The organism is Propioniciclava sp. LT432, from assembly GCF_059515965.1.
On record NZ_JCAKNE010000019.1, the window covers coordinates 1 to 16806 of the forward strand.

The window sequence follows — 16806 nt, forward strand, 5'->3', positions numbered from 1 at the left end:
GTGCTGGAGGGGTGGCGGTGGTTGTCCACAGGGCCGCCTGATGGGTGCTCGAATGTGTGTTCGAATGCCTAGGGTGGTGGACATGAGCACTCCCAGCCCCACCCCGCGGCTCGTCGCCACCAGCGACGCGCTCGCCCAGGTGCGCGCGCTGCTGGGTGCCGTCGACCACGACGCCCGCCAACGCTTGGACGCCGACGCCCGCTTCCAGCTGGCCGAACAGGTCGTCGCGGTGGGCCGCCAACTGGACGCCCTCCGCGCCGTCCTGGTCGCCGAAGCCGACCAGGCCCGAACCCGCGGGCCACGCGGCACCAGCACCACCGACCTGTTGGCAATGACCGCCCAAGTCACCGCGTCGGAAGCGGCCGGTTGGCTGTTCGCCGGCAAGGACATCAGCGGACGCCCCGGCGTCAAGGCGGCCGCCCTCGCCGGGGAAGTCTCCGTACGCCAAGCCCGCTCCATCGACCAAGTCCTCGGCAACCTGCCCGCCACCCTCGGCGACGAACGCCGCGACCAGGCCGAACAGCTGCTGCTGGAACGCGCCCAACGCATGGACGCCAAGGAGCTCGCCAAGCAGTCGCGGTCGGTGTTGGCCGAGGTGGCTCCCGAGGTCGACGGGGTCGAGGACGAGCTGTCCCGCCTCGACGTCCAGCGCAAACAAGCCGTCGCGGCACGCTCGTTGAGCATGATCCCCGACGGTCAGGGCTCCATCCTCCTGAGGGGCCAACTGCCGGTCCTGGAGGGCGAGATGCTGGTCAACCTCGTCAACGCCCACACCCTGTCCAACCGACGCGCGATCGAACAAGCCGCCGACCGCCACGACGACCCCGGCCTACGCACCCGCGAGCAACGCACCGCCGACGGCCTCATCGCTCTCATCCACGCAGTGCACGCGACCGGTACCGGCCTCGCGGCGACACGCAACGCGCCCGCCGACCACACGCCCGCAGACCACACGCTCGCCGGCCATGCGACCGCCGGCCACGCCCCTACTGACCATGCGGCCCCTAACTCCCGCACGGAACTCACGCCCCGCCTGCCCGTTGAAGCAGGCCAAGACACCCCGGCGAACACGATCCAAGCCACCCCGGCGGGCGCGGTCCCGGTCACTGCCGCCTCCGTCGAACGTGACCCGGCCACGACCTCGTCGCAGCCTTACACGACCCTCGGCGCGGCCCAGGCCACCCCCGCGAACGCGGTCCCGGCCACCCCCGCGAAGACGGCACGGACCCCCTCTCCCACCCCCGGCCCCAGCCTCTCCCCCAACCGACCCACCGTGGTCGTCACCATGAGCCTGGACCTCCTCACCCAGCACCAAGAACAAGCCGGACACCTCGCCTCCGGCCGCGACCTCACCGCCGGCCAACTCCGCCAACTCCTGTGCGACGCCAACATCCTCCCCATCGTCCTCGGCGGAGCCAGCCAACCCCTCGACGTCGGCCGCCAACAACGCCTCGTCACTCCTGGCATCCGCCGGGCCCTCGAAGCCCGCGACCGTGGCTGTGCGTTCCCGAGCTGCCAGAAGGCTTCTTCCGAATGCGAAGCCCACCACATCACCCCCTGGTGGGCAGGCGGAGCTACCTCACTCGACAACCTTGTCCTCCTCTGCCCGCACCACCACGGAGTGGTCGAACCCCTCCGCTTCTGGCAAGGGAGCACTCCGCCCAGACGGTGGAGCGTCCACATGAAGACCGACGGACACCCCGAATTCCTACCACCCACACGCCCCAGACAACCCTGAGAAGCCGGCACACCCGAACCACGACGCCACGAGTGACACGTCGTCACGAGTGACACCTCACCACGAGTTGGACCGTTCCCAGTTTGGTGGAGGGTGGGGCATATTTCGCGGGTTCCTGAGCAAGGGAGGAACCGACGATGGGATCGACACGGAGGCGTTCACGGAGGAGTACAAAGCGGCCGCGGTAGAGTTCGTGATCAATGACGGGCGCACGATCGCGGACGTGGCACGCAGTATCGGCGTGCATGAGATGACTTTGGGGAAATGGGTGAAGAAGGCACGAGACGCGCAAGAGGGTGAACCGGTCCGGCCGTTGAACGAGGACGAACGAGCCGAACTGGAACGGCTCCGCGCCGAGAATCGCCGGCTGAAGATGGAGGCCGAGTTCGCAAAAAAAGTGGCGGCCTGGTTCGCGAAAGACCAGCAGTGATCTTTGCTGCGATCGCAGACTGGGCCGACGCCAAGGAATACCCGGTCGAGTTCATGTGCACCGAGCTGGGCGTGTCGACCTCGGGCTACTACGCGTGGCGGACCCGGCCGGCCTCGCCACGGGCTCGGGCCGATGAGGCGCTGCTGCGCCTCATCGGGGAGCTCTTCGACCGGTTGAAGGGCAACCCGGGCGTGCGGCGGATCCACGCCGAGCTCGCCGCCCAGGGCCAGCGGGTGTCGCGGAAGCGGGTGTGGCGGCTGATGAAGGCCGCTGGCTTGCAGGGACGCTACCCCAAGGCGTGGAAGAAGACCACGATCCAGGGCGAGCGGCCGGTGCCGGCGCCGGACCTGATCGGCCGGGACTTCACCGCCAAGAAGCGGGACCAGCGTTGGTGCGGCGACATCACCTACGTCAAGAGTTGGGACGGCTGGGTGTACCTGGCCACCGTGATCGACCTGCACTCGCGGCGGGTGGTCGGCTGGGCGGTCGCCGACCACATGCGCACCGACCTGGTCACCGACGCCCTGAGGATGGCGATCGCACAACGCCGCCCGAAAGGCCGCGTCATATTCCATTCCGACCGCGGGACACAATATACGTCCCACGAGTTCGCGGCATTCTGTGCGAAGAACAAGGTCCGCCGATCCTTGGGCCGGACCGGGATCTGCTACGACAACGCTGTCGCGGAAAGCTTCTTCGCGACCTACAAGAAGGAACTCATCCACACCCGGCCGTGGCCGGACCTCACATCAGTGAAGAAGGCCACCTTCGAGTGGATCGAGATGTACTACAACCGCACCCGCAGGCATTCAACACTAAGCTATTTGACACCACACGAATACGAGCTAGGATATCGACACATCCACGAACTCGCGGCATAAATCACCGCCTCCACTTTTTCGGGAACACTCCAAGTGACACGGCACCACAAGTGACACGTCGTCACGTGACGCTCGCGACGAGCGAACAGCCACGACCATCCAAGACGGGCCGCGAGGGCCCGACGGCCGGATCGAGGTGACGGACCGGTCGCCCTTCGACGGGCACGCGGGTCGGCTGGTCCTCGCCCGCCGGGAACCCGGACGTGACCGACACGAAGAACCACAACCCTCCTCGAAGAGCACCCAACTCGGCGCCTGGGCCCCCACGACTGGACCGTCGGTATGCGTTTGGTCATGCCCACTCCCACCCGGCCGACGTCCGAGACCTCGCAGAACACGCGGTCGATTCACTGCGGAGGATCGACCAAACTTTGCTCCCATTTGAGGGTTGACATCAAATGGAGCGATGGCCTAGATTTCAGGCGCGGGCATTTTCCAGCCCGATCGCACGAGTCAGGAAGGTGGTGGTTGCCATGTTGAACTTTGCCGCAGGCAGGGGCGCCGGTTTCGCCGGGGTCATCACGCCCACCGCCACGCCGGCTCGACGCCGCCCCACCAGCTGAGTTCTCCTCGCACTGGGGTCGCACCCCGTTGTCACATACGCCATCACACCCCTGAGGTGATAGGCGCACTAGGCGCACGTTGACACGGCCGGTGCTCGCCGACGACAGCGCCACGCGGATCGCGGCTCGTCCTTGCCTTCCTCCGTGCCATTCGACGAGGCCTTCGTCGGTCACGATCCGGCTCCCCATGACACATTCTCCGGCACACGTATGCCCATCTCACGAATGCATGTGAGCCCTTCTTATCGCGCCCCGACGTGCATTCACGCACCCATCCTCTCCTGCCATTTTCGAAACCTCGAAGGGAGGTTTCAGCATGCCCAAGCACAGCCCCCTGTTGCGCACCCTGCGTCAACTGTTGGCCATCGACCGTCCCGGGAGGTCCACCCACCTGTACGACCGGATCGACATGGATGCGCTCCGCCACACGTGGACGCGCTGAGCTCGCCGATCTGCCCAACCCGGATGGCCTGTCACCCGCCAGGACTGCCGGTACGGTGCCGCCACACAGAACTCGCCCGCACTCCTCGAGGAGTGCGGGCGAGTTCATGTCGGTCGGCGATCAAGCCGTCGGCGGCGCCTCCGGATCCGTGGTGGGAACCGTCGGCTGCTGCGTCGGGATCATCGGGTCGTTCGGCGCCTCCGGATCCGTGGTGGGAACCGTCGGCTGCTGCGTCGGGATCATCGGGTCAGTCGGCGCCTCCGGGTCGACGTGCGGCTCGGTCGGCGCCGGGTTGTTGGTGTTGTTCGGTAGGCCCAGTTGGCCCTCGATCCAATCGCCCGCCTGGTCGACCTGGCCCGAGTATTTGCCTCCGGTCCTCTCGTCGACGAAGTCCTCGACCTTGTCGATGAAGCTGCGCGCATGCTCGGGGTTCTGCTGGGCGTAGCCTTTGGCCTTGTCGATGTACTCACCGGGGTTGAACCCCTGCGGTTGGTCGGTCATGACTTACCTCCTGAGTCAAAGTTCGTACCGGTTCACGCTAGCGACGACCGTCCCTGGTGGGAATGGGGCGAACCCCCGGGGTCAGCTCGCCGACGGATGTGTCATGTCCACCGGGACGACCCACGCGTCGAACTGCTCACCGGTCAGCTTGCCGGACCGGATCGCCGCCTCGCGGAGCGTCGAGCCGGTCTTGTGGGCGTCCTTGGCGATCGCGGCCGCCGAGTCGTAGCCGATGTGCCGGTTGAGGGCCGTCACCAGCATCAGGTTCGAGGACAGGTTGGCGTCGATCCGCTCCCGGTTGGGCTCCAGGCCCACGATGCAGTGGTCGGTGAAGGACGCCGATGCGTCCGCCAGCAACCGGATCGACTCCAGCACCGCGTGGGCCATCACGGGCTTGAACACGTTGAGCTGGAAGTTGCCCTGCGAGCCCGCGAAGGCGACGGTCGCGTCGTTGCCGAACACACGGGCGACGACCATGGTCACCGCCTCGGACTGCGTCGGGTTCACCTTGCCCGGCATGATCGAGCTGCCCGGCTCGTTCTCCGGGATCGTCAGCTCGCCGATGCCGTTGCGCGGACCCGAGGCGTACCACCGCACGTCGTTGGCGATCTTCATCAGCGCGCCGGCCAAGGTCCGCAGGGACGCCGAGACCTCCACCAGCGAGTCGTGCGCCGAGAGCGCCGCGAACAGGTTGTCCGCCTGCCGGAACTCCAGGCCCGTCTCGGCGCTGATCTTCTCGGCGGCCAGGCGCCCGAAGTCGGGGTGGGCGTTGAGCCCGGTACCGACCGCCGTCCCGCCGATGGCCAGGTCGCGGGCGCGCTTGTCGGCCGCACGGACGCCGTCGAGCGCGAAGTCGATCTGCGCGACCCAGCCGCCGACGACCTGGCCCAAGGTCACCGGCGTGGCGTCCTGCAGGTGGGTACGCCCCACCATCACGACGTCGGCGAACTCGGACGCCTTGGCCGCCAGCACGTCGCGCAGCCGCTCGACCGGAGCCCAGAGGCGTCCGTTCAGCTCGCTGACCACCGCGATGTGCATGGCGGTCGGGAACGTGTCGTTGCTCGACTGCCCGCGGTTGACGTGGTCGTTCGGGTGGACCGGCTCCTTGGAGCCGCGCACCCCGCCGGCCAACTCGATGGCACGGTTGGAGATGACCTCGTTGGCGTTCATGTTCGACTGGGTGCCCGAGCCGGTCTGGAACACCACCAGGGGGAACTGGTCGTCGAGCTCGCCGGCGATCACTTCGTCCGCGGCCCGGACGATGAGGTCGGCCACCTCAGGCGGAAGCTCCCCGAGCTCGCCGTTGGCCTGGGCGGCCGCCTTCTTCAGGACGCCGAGGGCTCGCACCATGGCGCGCCCCCAGACGAAGGTGTCGCGTCCGATGTCGAAGTTGCCGAGGGAGCGTTGGGTCTGGGCCCCCCAGTAGGCGTCGTCCGGGACCTCGATGGCCCCCATGCTGTCTCGTTCGGTACGCATCAGGCGTCCTCTCCTTCACGGTCGGGGTTGGCGGCCGCGTCGAGCTTCCTCGCCGCGGCACTGATCTTGCGGGCCAGCGCGATGTCGCGCCGGCTGAGGCCCCCCACGTCGTGGGAGGTCAGGGAGACGTCCACGTGGTCGAAACGCAGGTCGACGTCGGGGTGGTGGTTGGCGGCATCCGCGTCCCGTCCGATCGCGACCACGAACTCGACGCCGGTGGCGAAGGAGCCGGTGTGGAAGCGGGCGCTCGCCACGTGGTCAGCGACACGCCAGTCCCGGAGGCCGGGGGCGGCGGTGAATTCCTCGTCAGTGATGGAATCGCTCATGCCCCCATCCTCGTCCCCGGGGCGGGGAGAACCAAGCGGCCGCCCCCGCCCAGGAACAGCGCACCCAAGAACCGCCACGGACCCCGGCGTCAGCGATCCCGACTGCTGAGCACGCAGAACTCGTTGCCCTCGGGGTCGGCCAGGACGGTCCAGGTGACGTCGTCGGGCTGGCCCACATCCACCAAGGTGGCCCCCAGGGCGAGCAGGCGCTCGATCTCCGCGTCGCGGTCCTGGCTGATGTGCGGGGCCAGGTCGAGGTGCAGGCGGTTCTTCACCGTCTTGGGTTCGGGGACCGGCACGAAGACGAGCCCCTGACCGCGGGACATCCACGTCTCGAGGTCGGCCACCGGCTCCTCGGTCATGCCCTGCGGGATGACGACCGCCTCGTCGGGCGTGTCGTAGACGACCTGCCAGTCGAGCGCCTCCGCCCACCAGTGGGCCTGGGCCTGCGGGTCCCGGCAGTCGACCACCACGGTGTACCAGCTCAGCGCCATGTCACTCCCCCTCGCCGGTGTTGCGCTCCACGGAGCCCGGGGTGCCGTCGGTGCGGTCCCAGGCGCAGACCAGTTCGTCCTTGGTGCCGAACCGGACGAGGTGGCGTCCGACGATGCCCTCGAGCTGGTCGCGGGACTCGGCGTCGGCACACGCCAGGGCGAGCAGCAGGACGTCGTCACCGGCGGCGAGCGTCACGCGTCCCCCGGGGAACTCGAGGAAGCCCTCGCCCGAGTCGTCGGCCCACCCGGTGGGGATCTTCTTCCCGAAGTGAGCGGCGAGCTGCTTCGCGTAGCGCCCGGGGCGTCCGGTCGCGACAGCGGAGGTGCTGGTGAAGTCGGTCACGGACGCCACCCTACGCATCGTGGTCGCCACGGAACAGGGGCGCCCGTCGTGCGAGGATGCGACGCGTGACCGCGCATCGGACAGGACTCGGGTGGCTCGTGCTGGCCGGGCTGGCCTGGGGCACGTCGGGCACGCTCGGCGTCCTGCTGCGCGAGGAGTCCGGTCTCCCCCTGCTGGCGGCGGGCGGCCATCGCATCCTCGTCGGCGGGCTGTTGATCCTCTCGTTCACCCTGCTCACCCGCCGCTTGCGCCTCCCGCGGCAGCGGTCGGGTTGGCTCCGCGTCGCCGGGCTCGCCCTCGCGACGAGCATCTACCAGATGGCCTTCTTCTCGGCGATCGGCTTCGTGGGCATCGCCGTCGCGACCCTCGTCACCATCGGCTCGGCACCCCTCCTCGTGCTGGTGGTCGAGGCCCTGACCGGGCGCACCCGTCCGACCGGACGCCTCGGGCTCGCGCTGGGCGCGGCGCTGGTCGGGCTGGTGCTGCTGGCCGGATCGCCGCCGGAGGGGATCCCCCTCACCGATGCGCTCATCGGCGCGGGCCTCGCCTGCGTCGCGGGCGCGTCGTTCGCCGGCATCAGCATCATGGGCGCGAACCCGGACCCCGATTTCGACGACGCGACCGGGACGGGCCTGGCGTTCGTCCTGGGTGGGGTCGCCGTCCTGGCCACCGCGTCCACCCTGGGCCCGATCGGCTTCACCCCCACGCCGCTGGCCCTCCTGCTCGTGCTGGCGCTCGGCCTGGTCCCGTCGGCGATCGCCTACCTCTCCTACCTGCGCGGGCTGCGCACCCAGAGCGGCACGACCGGTTCCCTCATCGCCCTGCTGGAGCCCCTGACGGCCACCGTCCTCGCTGCGGCGGTCTTCGGCGAGTGGCTCACGGTGCCCGCCGGCATGGGGGCCGGCCTGCTGCTCGCGGCGGTGGTCGTGACGACGTTCGGCAGCGGGGCGCCACTCCCCCGTGACACGATGGAGCCGGAGCTGCATCCCTGAGGTTGAACCCCGACCGAGAGTGGGTCCCGATGAACACTGATGTCCCCGTCCGCCCCGCTGCGGACCACCCCCGCCCCACGTTCGCCCGCGCCACCTGGCAGTCCTTGGACGGCCCGTGGCAGTTCAGCAGCGGAACGGCCGGCGACACGCCCGCCGACCAACCCTGGGACCGCACGATCGAGGTGCCGTTCCCGCCCGAGTCGTCCGCCTCGGGCATCGGGGAGTCCCGTTGCGACCACCCGCGCTACCGCCGGACGTTCGCCGTCGACCATGCCGCGGGCGAGCGCGTCCTGCTGCACTTCGAGGCGGTGGACCACCACGCCCGGGTCTGGGTCGACGGACAGCTCGTCGGCGAGCACACCGGCGGCTACACCCCGTTCACCTTCGACATCACGGACGCCCTCGCCGAGGGCCCCGAGCATGGCCCCGAGCACGAACTCGTCGTCGCGGCGACCGACCTGACCCGCGACGTGGAGCAGCTGCGCGGCAAGCAGGGCTGGCACGACGAGCCCCACATCATCTGGTACGACCGGTCCTCGGGGATCTGGCGGTCGGTGTGGCTCGAGGTGGTCCCGGCCGTCCGGCTGGACGCGGTGGCGTGGACCACCCTGGACCTCGCCGGCCACCTGCACGGCGTCGTCCGGCTGGTCGGCTGGGACGAGACGGACGACCTCGCGGTGGAGACCTCGTTCGCGTGCAACGGCCTCGACCTCGGCACCGTGCGGGCGGAGGCCACCTCGTCGGCGGTGGAGCTGTTCGCCCGGATCGGTCGCGCGGCGTCCGCCGACACGCCCTGGCTGTACTGGTCCCCGGACTCGCCGGTGCTCATCGACGTCCGCCTGCGGCTGCTGCGCGCCGACACGGTGCTGGACGAGGCGTCCGGCTACACCGGGCTGCGCACGGTGGGCGTCCGCGACGGGGCCGTCGAACTGAACGGCGTCCCGGTCTTCTCCCGGCTCGTGCTGGAGCAGGCCTTCTGGCCCGACACCCTCTTCACCGCCCCGTCGCTGGACGCGCTGGTCGCCGAGGCCGCCCTGATCAAGGGGATGGGCTTCAACGGACTGCGCCTGCACCAGGTCAGCGCCGACCCGCGCTTCCTGCGCGCGTGCGACGAGATGGGGTTGATGGTGTGGGCGGACGTCCCGGCGGCGTTCGTGCACTCGGCGCGGACGACCGCCGGGGTGATGGCGACGCTCACCGACCTCATCGAGCGCGACCGCAACCACCCGAGCGTGGTGGCGTGGGTGCCCTACAACGAGAGCTGGGGTGTGGGTGAGGTCGCGACCGCGGCGTCCCAGCAGGCGGCGGTGCGCGCGGCGTACTGGCTGGCCAAGACCTTGGATCCGACGCGCCTCGCGATCGGCAACGACGGCTGGGAGAACGTGGCCGGCGACATCGTCGGCGTCCACGACTACACGCACGAACCCGACCTGCTCGCCTCCCGGTACGGCACGCCGGACGCCGCGCGCGCCACCCTCGCGGGTGGGCGTCCGGGCGGCAAGGTGGTGCTGGTCGACCCCGTCCTCGCGGGGGCGCCCGTCGTGGTGAGCGAGTTCGGCGGCGTCTCGCTGCTGCGCGAGGGCGAGTCGTGGGGCTACGGGGAGGTTGCGGACGCCGACGCGTTGCTGGAGCGCGTGCGCGCGCTGGTGGCGCCCCTCGGTTCGCGGTCGGGCGTGGCCGGATTCTGCTGGACCCAGCTCACCGACTGCCGCCAGGAACAGAACGGCCTGGCCTGGCCGGACCGGACGCCGAAGGCTCCGATCGAGGACCTGAAGGCGGCCCTGACGGCCTCCGGGTAACAGTTTTCTCTACTTCGACAAAAAGCGGTCGTCGCCTCTTGACCACACCCCTGGGGAGCGGTTGGCTTGTGCTCCATGAGCCCTACGCCGAACCCGCACTTCCACGACTCCGACTGGTGGCGCCACGCGGTCGTCTACCAGGTGTATCCGCGGTCCTTCGCGGACGCCGACAACAACGGGACGGGCGACGTCCGGGGCATCACCGAGAAGCTCCCCCACCTCGCCGACCTCGGCGTGGACGCCGTCTGGGTGAGCCCGTGGTACCCCTCGCCCCTGCTGGACGGCGGCTATGACGTCGCCGACTACTGCGACATCAACCCCGACTTCGGCACGCTCGCGGACGCCGACGAGTTCATCGCGCGCGCCCACGACCAGGGGATCCGCGTGCTGATCGACCTCGTGCCGAACCACTCGAGCTGGGAACATCCCTGGTTCAAGGAGGCGCTGGCCGCCGCCCCGGGCTCGCCGGAGCGCGAGCGGTACATCTTCCGTGACGGACGCGGCGAGCACGGCGAGCTGCCCCCCAACAACTGGGCGTCCGTCTTCGGCGGCCCGGCCTGGACGCGCACCACCGACCCGGACGGGACGCCCGGGCAGTGGTACCTCCACCTGTTCGACGTCTCGCAGCCGGACTGGAACTGGGCCAACGCCGACGTGCCGGCGATGTTCGACGACGTGCTGCGGTTCTGGTTCGACCGCGGCATCGACGGCTTCCGCATCGACGTGGCCGACTCGATGGCCAAGGATCCCCTCCTCCCCGACCACATCGTCAACCCCCACACCGGGCTGGGCAGCAACCTCAAGGAGGTCGGTGCCCCGCACTGGGACCACCCCGACCTCGGCACCATCCACCGCCGCTGGCGTGCCATCGCCGACTCCTACGCGGGCTCGGACCTGGGTGGGCGCATCTTCGTGGCCGAGGCGTACCTCGACCCGATCGAGCGGCTCGTGGAGTACGTCCGGCAGGATCGCCTGCACACCACGTTCAACTTCGACGCCCTGCTGTCGGAGTGGTCGGCCGCGTCCCAGCGCGCCGTGATCGCCAAGACGATCCCGGCCCACGAGTCCGTGGGGGCCCCCGCGACGTGGGTGCTCGGCAACCACGACAACGTCCGCGTGGCCACCCGGTACGGGAAGCCCGTCACCGGTGTCGACTACTCGGCGGAGGACCCCCTCGAGGCCGCGGGCGACCCGATCGAACTCGGGGCCCAGCTGCACGCCATGCCGACCGACCTCGACCTCGGACGCCGCCGCGCCCGCGCTGCCGCGCTGCTCGAGCTGGGGCTGCCGGGCTCGGCCTACATCTACCAGGGGGAGGAACTCGGCCTGGAGGAGGTGGAGGACCTGCCCGAGTCGCTGCTCCAGGACCCCGCGTGGGAGCGCTCCGGGCACACGGTCCGGGGCCGGGACGGCTGCCGCGTCCCGCTGCCCTGGTCGGGCGGGGTCGCCCCCTTCGGCTTCGGCGTGGACGCCGCCCCCTGGCTCCCGCAGCCGGCCGCGTGGGGTGACCTCACGGCCGAGAAGCAGGCCCAGGACCCGGAGTCCATGCTGTCGCTCTACCGGGCGGCGCTGCGGTTGCGCCGCGAGCGTGCCGACTTCCGGACGGAGGACCTCACCCCCCACGAGGCGGACCGCGGCGACGTTCTCGCGTTCACGCGCGGAGCCTCGACGCTCGTGGTGGTCAACTTCGGCTCCGAGCCCGTCGACCTGCCGGCCGGCGAGGTGCTGCTGAGTTCGGTGGGCCTGGTCGACGGACGCCTGCCGTCCGACGCGACGGCTTGGTTGGCGGTCTGACCCTCAGCCGTCGGTGCGACGCTGCCAGACGGCGTCGTGGAACACCGGAACGAAACCCATCGCCTCGTTCACCGCGAGCATGGGCCGGTTCTCCTCGGCGTTCAACGTCACCACCCGGGTCACGTCCGGGTGGTGACGCCGCAGGTCGGCGAGGTTGGCGAGCTTGAGCAGCATGCCCAGCGCGTGACCGCGGTGGCCGCCGGCCACGTAGGTGTCGTGCTGGTTGGCCACGTCGCCGGCGCCGACGAACAGGGTGCTGAAACCCGCCAGCTCGTCCGTGGCCACCTCGCGGGCGACGACGGTGCGGATGGTCAGCCCCGCGGCTTCGCGCCGCTCCTCGAACTCGGTGAGACGGGCGTCCTCCCAGACTTCCGGCTCCAGGACCAGTTCGCCCAGGGGCACGTCCCGCGACATCCCTTCGTGCAGGGCCCGCATGGCGGCTCGGTGCGCGGCGGGGGTGGAGCCCACCCACGCGAGCACCTCGTAGCCGGCCGAGCGCTCCCGCGCCGCGGCCAGGCGCTCCTCGAGGTCGGGCAGCGTCGTCAGGTCGGCGACGCTGACGCGGTAGACCTGCTCGAGGTGATAGCCGCGCGCCACGAGGGGTGCCGCCTCGGGATGAGTCGGGTCGGCCCCGCCGAAGCCGGTCCGAGCCATCACGGGTCCGGACGCCGCGCCGACCGATTCGGCACAGAAGATCGTGCGTCCCTGCTCGCGGGCGTACACCTCGAACCGGGCGACCAGGCGCTCCACCAGGTCGCGCGCGTGGGCGTCCGGCAGGCCGGGTTCGATCGTGAGGGACGAATCGGCCGTCCGCGTGGACTCCTTCAGGGGCAGGAAGACCTGCACGGACCCGACCAGCCGTCCGCCCTCGTGCGCGACGAAGGTGACGCTGTGCTCGGACTCGCCGCTGCGCAGGGCCGCGAGCCGCTCCGCCGTCGTCCGGGTGATGATGCCGGGACCGAAGCGGGCGTCGTTCGAGCGGTTGCAGTGGGCGTCGTACGCGCGGAAGGCCTCGCCGACCGCGCCGGGTTCGTCGGCACGCTCCGGCAGGGGGAGGGTCGTGATGGTGACGTCCACGGGGCCTCCTCGGTCGCGGGCGATGTCGTCGCAGGGCACGCTACGTCTGCGCTGAGTGCCGCGACAAGCCCATGAGCGATGTCGGAGGGCCGGACTAGACTCCCCGGGGTGACCCCACGGCGCGGCCCCACGCTGGACGCCACGGCACTGGCCTCGGTGCTGGCGCTCGCGCGCGAGCGAGCCAACGAGGGCATCACGGTGGCCGATCTGGCGGACCACGTCGGGTACAGCCCCTTCCACTTCACGCGGTTGTTCGGCAACTCGATCCGGATGTCGCCGGGCGCGTTCCTCACCGCGCTGCGCATCGACGCCGCGAAGCGGCTGTTGCTCGCCGGGGACGACCCCGTGATCGACGTCGCGACCGCGGTGGGTTTCGATTCGCTGTCCAGCTTCGCTCGGCGGTTCAAGGAACTCGTCGCCGTGCCGCCCGCGCGGTTGCGTCGACTGGCCGACGAGGTCGGGGATTCCCCGCTCACCCCCTTCCGCTTGGGCGATCCCCGCCAGCCGGCGGTCCGCGTCCGCCTCGACGTGCCGGACGCGGTGCGTCCTGCACCCCGGGTCCGCATCTGGGCGGGGTGGTTCGCCCAGCCGGCGCCTTTCGGGTTGCCGGCCGGGGGCGTCCTCGCCGACCGGGCGGACGAGGTGGAGATCCCCTTGTCACCGGGGCATCCTTGGCTGCTGGCGAATGTGTTGCCGGCGTCCGCCGACCCCGACGAGCAGATCGCGCCCCTGCAGCCGATCGTGGCGGTGCACCCTGCACCCATCACGTCCCCGTGCACGGTGACGCTCCACTTCTCCCCGGCCAACTCGACCGTGCCGATCCTGACCGCGTTGCCGAGCCTGCGCCGCCCCGACTGACCGCCTGCTGACGCCGTCGGGCTGAGACCGCAGGATCGGACAAACGCCGCCGCGGTGGGCTGACGTAACGTCGTGCTCATCGCGGCAGATGCCGCCCCACTGCACACCGCACCACTGCACACCGCACCACCCCCCGCCACAGCCACGATGAGGAGAAGCGATGACCACCCACGGCAATCCCGTCTGGATCGACTTCGGGTCGACCGACTTCGCGGCCAGCAAGGCCTTCTACGAGGGCCTCTTCGGCTGGACCTTCGAGGACTCCGGGCCCGACATGGGCCACTACAACATGATCCACTCCGAGGGAGACCTGATCGGCGGCGGCATGGACGCCGCGGGCTTTACCGACCCCGATGGCCGGCAGTTGCCCAGCGCGTGGGGCGTCTACCTCGGCGCCGCCGACGCCGCGGCCGCGGTCGAGAAGGCGACGGCCGCGGGGGCCACGGTGCTCGCACCGGCGCAGGCGGCCGGGGACGCCGGCGTCCATGCGAACCTGATCGACCCCACCGGGGCCGGGATCGGGGTGTGGCAGGCCGGGGACATCACGTCGTTCGTGTTCTCCGGGCGTCCAGGGACCCCGGCCTGGTTCGAGTTGATGACGCAGGACTTCGACGCGTCGGTGGCCTTCTACTCCGAGGCGTTCGGTCTCGACCCCCACCCGATGTCCGAGTCGATGGAGGACAGCTTCCGTTACGTCACCCACGGCCCCCAGGACAGGGCGTCCTACGGGATCTGTGACGCGAGCGCACTCGTTCCCGCCGAGATGGGTTCGTTCTGGCGGGTCTACTTCGTCGTCGACGGCTGCGACGCGGCCGTGGCGAAGGTCAAGGATCTCGGCGGCTCGGTGCTGGACGGTCCGACCGACTCCCCCTTCGGCCGCATCGCGACAGTCGCCGACCCGGCGGGCGCGCACTTCCAGGTCGTCTCGCCGAGCGAGTCCGTGCCGGAGTAGTCGGCACGAAAGCACCTCGGCCCGGTCCTGGCCATTGCTGTGCGCGTGGGGGCGCGCCTACGATGGAACGTCCTCCACCGCGGTCAGTGCCGACCGGATCCCTCCGCCCCACACCACCCGGGAGCCCCATGTCCGCCACCGCCGCCTCCGAATCCGCCACCCCGGCGTCCGGTCAGGACGCGCCCACGGCGTCCGCCATGCCCACGGCATCCGCCGCGCCCACCGCGCCCACCGCGTCCGCCTCGACCGGCCACCGCTCGATCATCACGATCCTGCTGGTTGCCGCCTTCGTGGTGATCCTCAACGAGACCACGATGAACGTGGCCCTGTCCTCGATCATGACCGGCTTCGGCGTCACCGAACGCGCCGCGCAGTGGCTGACGACGGCCTTCATGTTGACGATGGCCGTCGTCATCCCGGTCACCGGCTGGATGCTGGAGCGCCTGACCACGCGCACGGTGTTCACCGTGGCCATGGGCCTGTTCAGCCTCGGCACCCTGCTCGCGGCCCTCGCCCCGTCGTTCCCGCTGCTGCTGGTCGGACGCGTCGTGCAGGCCTCCGGCACCGCGGTGATGATGCCCCTGCTGATGACGACGATCATGCTCCTCGTCCCGCCGCAGGGCCGAGGAGCGATGATGGGCACCATCTCGATGGTGATCTCGGTCGCGCCCGCCGTCGGGCCCACCCTCTCGGGCGTGCTCCTGCAGATCGGGTCCTGGCGTTCCATCTTCGCCTTCGTCCTGCCGATCGCGCTCCTGATGCTCGTGCTGGGACGCCTCAAGCTGCGCAACGCCAACGAACCGCGCCGCGTGCCGCTCGACGGCTGGTCGATCCCGCTGACGATCATCGCGTTCGGGCCGCTGGTCTACGGACTGTCGCTGATCGGCGACGCGACCGTCCCCTTCTGGCAGCCCATGCTCGCCATCGGCATCGGCATCGCCGGCCTGGTCGGGTTCGCGGCGCGCCAGTTCGTCCTGCAGGCCGCGGACCGCGCGTTCCTCGACCTCCGCACCTTCACGCACGGCCCCTTCACGGTCGCGCTGATGATGATGGCCATCGGCATGATGGCCCTGTTCGGGACGATCATCATGCTGCCCCTGCTGCTCCAGCGCGCCTACGGGCTCGAACCCATCCAGGTCGGCCTGATGATGCTGCCCGGCGGCATCGCGATGGGCGTGATGGGTCCCCTCATCGGACGCCTCTACGACCGGATCGGCCCCCGCCCGCTCGTGGTGCCGGCGTCCCTCGTGGTGCTGGGCGCGTTCGTCTTCTTCGCGTTGCTGTCACCGGCCACCCCGTGGTGGCAGGTGATGCTCGCGCACATGGTCATGAGCACGTCGTTCGCATTCATCTTCACGCCGCTGTTCACCGTCGCCCTGGGGTCGCTGCCGAAGCGGCTGTACTCGCACGGGTCGGCGGTGATCGGCACGGTCCAACAGGTCGCCGGCGCGGCCGGGACCGCCCTGTTCGTCACCGTGTTCGCCATGCAGGCGGACGCCGCGGCCGCCGCGGGTGCCGCCCCCGGTCCGGCCATGCTGGCCGGCTCGCACTGGGCGTTCCTCGGCGCCGGTGCGGTCTGGACCGCCGCCGTCGTGGCGGGCCTGTTCCTGCGGCGTCCGGTCGAGGAAGAGGGCGCGTAGCAGGGCGGCGCACGGGCGGCCAACCGGGCCGTGCTCGAATCCCCTCCGTTCCCCTGTACGTGGCAGCAGGATCCGTCTAGCGTCGAGATCAACACTTCCACCGAGGAGGAGGACCATGGCGCACGGCGACATCACCCACATCGACATCCCGGTCTCGGACATGCGAAAGGCGGCCGAGTTCTACCAGGACCTCTTCGGCTGGCGGATCGAGGAGATCCCCGGCTACGAGGACTACCCCATGTGGCGGGCCCCGAACCAGATCAGCGGCGGCGGCCTCGCCCCTCGCGAGGACGACTTCACCCAGCCCCGCTCCTACGTCGAGGTCGACTCGATCGACGACGTCCTCGCCAAGGTCGAGGCACACGGCGGAACCGTCACGCTGCCCAAGACGTCCATCGACGAGAACAGTTGGTTCGCCGCGTTCACCGACCCCGACGGCAACGCGATGGGCCTCTACGAGGGCCGCGCCGACGTCGACGGCGGCGAGGCCTGACCCTTCC

General features: G+C 70.2%; 17 protein-coding genes. 11 read left to right on the plus strand and 6 right to left on the minus strand.

All coding sequences use genetic code 11. The annotated features are described in order from the left end of the window. Window positions 1–82 precede the first annotated feature (82 nt). The 4 genes from AC5YDV_RS11710 to AC5YDV_RS11725 all read left to right on the plus strand — a co-directional run bounded on the left by AC5YDV_RS11710 (window position 83) and on the right by AC5YDV_RS11725 (window position 4054). Window positions 83–1738, plus strand: coding sequence for an HNH endonuclease signature motif containing protein (locus tag AC5YDV_RS11710; protein WP_496192494.1), 1656 nt, complete (start codon window positions 83–85; stop codon window positions 1736–1738). Window positions 1739–1787: 49 nt separating this feature from the next. Then, window positions 1788–2168, plus strand: coding sequence for a transposase (locus AC5YDV_RS11715; protein WP_496192495.1), 381 nt, complete (start codon window positions 1788–1790; stop codon window positions 2166–2168). After that, window positions 2165–3049, plus strand: a complete 885-nt coding sequence (locus AC5YDV_RS11720) for an IS3 family transposase (protein WP_496183509.1) — start codon at window positions 2165–2167, stop codon at window positions 3047–3049. The genes AC5YDV_RS11715 and AC5YDV_RS11720 overlap by 4 nt, the downstream gene beginning before the upstream one ends. 879 nt (window positions 3050–3928) lie before the next feature. Then, a complete protein-coding gene (locus AC5YDV_RS11725; protein ID WP_496183510.1) occupies window positions 3929–4054 on the plus strand; it encodes a hypothetical protein in 126 nt (41 codons plus the stop codon). 120 nt (window positions 4055–4174) lie between these two features. On the opposite strand, the gene AC5YDV_RS11730 is transcribed toward AC5YDV_RS11725, so the two are convergent. The 5 genes from AC5YDV_RS11730 to AC5YDV_RS11750 all read right to left on the minus strand — a co-directional run bounded on the left by AC5YDV_RS11730 (window position 4175) and on the right by AC5YDV_RS11750 (window position 7194). Continuing rightward, the gene (locus tag AC5YDV_RS11730; protein WP_496183511.1) at window positions 4175–4555 is read right to left on the minus strand and encodes an antitoxin; all 381 of its coding nucleotides are present in this window, start codon (window positions 4553–4555) and stop codon (window positions 4175–4177) included. An 81-nt stretch (window positions 4556–4636) separates the two neighbouring features. Beyond that, window positions 4637–6031, minus strand: coding sequence for a class II fumarate hydratase (gene fumC / locus AC5YDV_RS11735; protein ID WP_496183512.1), 1395 nt, complete (start codon window positions 6029–6031; stop codon window positions 4637–4639). Continuing rightward, complete coding sequence (locus AC5YDV_RS11740) at window positions 6031–6357, minus strand: 4a-hydroxytetrahydrobiopterin dehydratase (protein WP_496183513.1); 327 nt, start codon at window positions 6355–6357, stop codon at window positions 6031–6033. Before AC5YDV_RS11740 ends, fumC begins: the two co-directional genes overlap by 1 nt. 89 nt (window positions 6358–6446) lie before the next feature. After that, entirely contained in the window at window positions 6447–6851 is a 405-nt protein-coding gene (locus AC5YDV_RS11745) for a VOC family protein (protein ID WP_496183514.1), read from the minus strand. Between the two features lies 1 nt (window position 6852). Further along, entirely contained in the window at window positions 6853–7194 is a 342-nt protein-coding gene (locus tag AC5YDV_RS11750) for a DUF2218 domain-containing protein (RefSeq protein ID WP_496183515.1), read from the minus strand. Between the two features lie 65 nt (window positions 7195–7259). Between AC5YDV_RS11750 and AC5YDV_RS11755 the strand changes: the two genes are divergently transcribed. The 3 genes from AC5YDV_RS11755 to AC5YDV_RS11765 all read left to right on the plus strand — a co-directional run bounded on the left by AC5YDV_RS11755 (window position 7260) and on the right by AC5YDV_RS11765 (window position 11779). Continuing rightward, entirely contained in the window at window positions 7260–8186 is a 927-nt protein-coding gene (locus AC5YDV_RS11755) for a DMT family transporter (RefSeq protein WP_496183516.1), read from the plus strand. A gap of 29 nt (window positions 8187–8215) precedes the next feature. After that, a complete protein-coding gene (locus AC5YDV_RS11760; protein WP_496183517.1) occupies window positions 8216–9985 on the plus strand; it encodes a glycoside hydrolase family 2 protein in 1770 nt (589 codons plus the stop codon). Window positions 9986–10060: 75 nt separating this feature from the next. Then, window positions 10061–11779 carry a glycoside hydrolase family 13 protein gene (locus AC5YDV_RS11765; protein ID WP_496183518.1) on the plus strand — a complete coding sequence of 573 codons (1719 nt, stop codon included), beginning with the start codon at window positions 10061–10063 and terminating at the stop codon, window positions 11777–11779. 3 nt (window positions 11780–11782) lie between these two features. On the opposite strand, the gene AC5YDV_RS11770 is transcribed toward AC5YDV_RS11765, so the two are convergent. After that, window positions 11783–12856, minus strand: a complete 1074-nt coding sequence (locus AC5YDV_RS11770; RefSeq protein WP_496183519.1) for a hypothetical protein — start codon at window positions 12854–12856, stop codon at window positions 11783–11785. Window positions 12857–12964: 108 nt separating this feature from the next. Between AC5YDV_RS11770 and AC5YDV_RS11775 the strand changes: the two genes are divergently transcribed. The 4 genes from AC5YDV_RS11775 to AC5YDV_RS11790 all read left to right on the plus strand — a co-directional run bounded on the left by AC5YDV_RS11775 (window position 12965) and on the right by AC5YDV_RS11790 (window position 16799). Beyond that, entirely contained in the window at window positions 12965–13714 is a 750-nt protein-coding gene (locus AC5YDV_RS11775) for a helix-turn-helix domain-containing protein (RefSeq protein ID WP_496183520.1), read from the plus strand. Window positions 13715–13874: 160 nt separating this feature from the next. Continuing rightward, the gene (locus tag AC5YDV_RS11780; protein WP_496183521.1) at window positions 13875–14666 is read left to right on the plus strand and encodes a VOC family protein; all 792 of its coding nucleotides are present in this window, start codon (window positions 13875–13877) and stop codon (window positions 14664–14666) included. 128 nt (window positions 14667–14794) lie between these two features. Next, window positions 14795–16306 carry an MDR family MFS transporter gene (locus AC5YDV_RS11785; protein WP_496183522.1) on the plus strand — a complete coding sequence of 504 codons (1512 nt, stop codon included), beginning with the start codon at window positions 14795–14797 and terminating at the stop codon, window positions 16304–16306. A 115-nt stretch (window positions 16307–16421) separates the two neighbouring features. Further along, the gene (locus tag AC5YDV_RS11790; RefSeq protein WP_496183523.1) at window positions 16422–16799 is read left to right on the plus strand and encodes a VOC family protein; all 378 of its coding nucleotides are present in this window, start codon (window positions 16422–16424) and stop codon (window positions 16797–16799) included. Window positions 16800–16806: the final 7 nt, after the last annotated feature.